We start from the raw sequence: 2,906 nt of genomic DNA on the forward strand, positions 1-2,906 counted from the left end.
CCCCCCCCCCCCCCCCCCCCCGGCCCTGCGTAGACTGCCGCCATGTACTGGCTCAGCCGCCATCGGATGCTGTTGCTGACCATCCTGGTGATGGTCGGTGGTACCGTGCTGTGCGCGGTCGCCGCCGGACATTACGCCTGGCGCCGCGCACTGGGCGAGGAAAGCAGCCAGGTGCAACGCCAGCTGCAGCTGTATGGCCAGGGCCTGCAGCAGCGCATCGACCGCTTCGGTACGCTGCCGCAGGTGCTGGCACTTGATCCGGACCTGCTGCATGCCCTGCGCGTGCCCCCCTCGCCTGCCGAACGGCAGCGGCTGAACCTCAAGCTGCAGCGTGCCAACGAGGTCACCCGCGCCTCCACCCTGACCCTGGTCGGCCACGACGGCGTGGCCGTGGCGGCCAGCAATTGGGACCAGCCGACCACCAACGTCGGCGAGAACTACAGCTACCGCCCGTACTACCGCCAGGCGCTGGCCCAGGGCCGTGGCCGTTTCTACGGCATCGGCATGACCACTGGCGTGCCCGGCTACTACCTGTCGCAGGCCATCGAGGAAGACGGCAAGCGGCTGGGCGTGGTGGTGATCAAGGTCGAGCTGTCGGCGCTGGAGCAGGAATGGCTGAGCAGCCCGGACGTGGTGCTGGCCAGCGACGACCACGACGTGGTGTTCCTGGCCAACCGGGACAACTGGCGCTACCGCCTGCTGCGCCCCTTGGGCGCTGATGAACGCCGCGAAATGCTCGACGCCCGGCAGTACGCCGACCGTGCCCTGCAGCCGCTGCGCGCACGCACCGAGGACGTACTGGCCGACGGTGGCCGCATGGTGCGCCTGCTCGACCCTGCCCTGCTACAGCCGATGCTGTGGCAGAGCCTTGCACTGCCCGCCGAAGGCTGGAACCTGCACCTGCTGCACGACGCCAGCGCTGCCACCGCCGCCGGCCGTGCGGCGGCCCTGACCGGTGGTGCGGCGTGGCTCGCACTGGGCTTCCTGGTGCTGTTCGTGCAGCAGCGCCGGCGCCTGGCCAAGCACCGCCTGCGCAGCCGCCGCGAACTGGAAACCCTGCTCAAGCAGCACGCGCAGGAACTGCGCACCGCGCAGGATGGCCTGCTGCAGGCCGCCACCGACGCCGACAGTGGCCTCAGCCGCAGCCTGGAACACCTGCCACAGGGCGTGGTGGTGATCGACCGCGAGCTGCGCCTGGTCGCGTGGAATTCGCGCTACCTCGAGCTGTTCCGTTTTCCCCTGGAACTGGTGCGCGTGGGCCGGCCCATCGAGGAGCTGTTCCGCTTCAACGCGCGCCGTGGCCTGCTTGGCCCGGGCCCGGTCGACGAGGCGATCGAACGCCGCCTCAACCACCTGCGCAGTGGCCGCCCGCACATGCGCGAAAGCGAGAAGGACGATGGCACGGTGCTGGAGATCCGTGGCAATCCGCTGCCCGACGGCGGCTTCGTCACCAGCTATGCCGACATCACCAGCTACAAGAACGCCGCACGCGAACTGCGCTCGCTGGCCGACGCACTCGAGCACCGCATCGCCGAGCGTACCCACGACCTGGACGAAGCCCGCCGCGAAGCCGAGCAGGCCAACCGCTACAAGACCCGTTTCGTCGCCTCGGCGGTGCACGACCTGCTGCAGCCGCTCAATGCCGCGCGCATGTTCGTCTCGGTACTGCGCGGCAAGCTGAGCGATCCGGCACAGCAGCAGACCAGCGACCACATCGACGCTGCACTCGCGGCGCAGGACGCGATCCTCAACAGCCTGCTGGATATCGCGCGGCTGGAGTCGGGAAGCCTGCCGACCCGCGTGCAGGCCTTCCGGCTGGGGCCGCTGCTGCAGACACTGGCGCGCGAGTTCGGCATCGCCGCACAGTCGCGCGGGCTGGTGGTGGACTGGGTCGATACCGATGCGGTGGTGGTCAGCGATGAAGCGCTGCTGCGGCGCATCCTGCAGAACTTCCTGTCCAATGCGCTGCGCTACAGCGAACGCGGCCGCGTGCTGCTCGGTTGCCGGCGCCGCGACGGGCTGCTGTGGATCGAAGTACACGACCAGGGACCCGGCATTCCCGATGCGCTGCAGGGCGAGATATTCGAGGAATTCCGCCGCCTGCACGACGGCCAGCAGCGCGGTGCCGGCCTTGGCCTGGCCATCGTCGACCGCATCGGCCGCCTGCTTGGCCATCCGATCCGGCTACGCTCGCACGTGGGCCAGGGCAGCGTGTTCGCGGTGGGTGTGCCGTTCGGCGACGCCAGCGCGATTCCCACCACGGCACCGACGCCGGTGCTTGTGCAGGAACCGGCCGCGGATAATCCGCTGCGCGGGCGTCGGGTCTGGGTGATCGATGACGATCCCCACGTCTGCGCGGCCAGCCGCGCGTTGCTGGAACGCTGGGGCTGCGAGGTGATGCTGGCCGATGGCCCGCAGGCCGCGCTGCACCTGGCCAGTACCACAAGCGTGCCGGAGCTGGTGCTGCTGGACGTGCGCATGGGCGATCACCATGGTCCGGTGTTGTACGAGACGCTGGCGGGGCTGTGGCAGGCACGCCCGCCGGTGGTGCTGGTGACCGCCGAGCGCGATGCAGGGTTGCGCGAGATGGCCGCCGAGCGCGGCTGGGGAATGATGGCCAAGCCGGTGAAGCCGCCGGCGCTGCGGGCGTTGATGAGCCAGCTGCTGATCCGCCATCGCGGGTAGTTTCCAGCCAACGGCGCAGCCCCTCGTGGGTGGAGTCTGGTTGGTCGCGGAAAGCAGAAGCCGCGAGTGGGCCGGTCGGGTCGGGTGCGCGGGGGACGCCGTGAATCCGTCCCTGGAGGCTTGGCAGCCGCATCCATGCGGCTGACTGATCTGGCCCCCTGAAAACGGACGCCATGAAGCCGTTTCAGGCGGCAGTCCGGAGCTGCCGGGCATAGTTGTTA

General features: G+C 69.6%; 1 protein-coding gene. It reads left to right on the top strand.

Annotated features, from left to right (window positions below; all coding sequences use genetic code 11):
• Positions 1–42: 42 nt before the first annotated feature.
• Positions 43–2,685, top strand: a complete 2,643-nt coding sequence (locus O0J73_RS22045) for a PAS-domain containing protein (RefSeq protein ID WP_308309645.1) — start codon at positions 43–45, stop codon at positions 2,683–2,685.
• Positions 2,686–2,906 lie beyond the last annotated feature (221 nt).

Origin of the sequence: Stenotrophomonas sp. Sm6012 (assembly GCF_030985895.1) — a bacterium.
Classification (GTDB): Bacteria; Pseudomonadota; Gammaproteobacteria; order Xanthomonadales; family Xanthomonadaceae; genus Stenotrophomonas; species Stenotrophomonas forensis.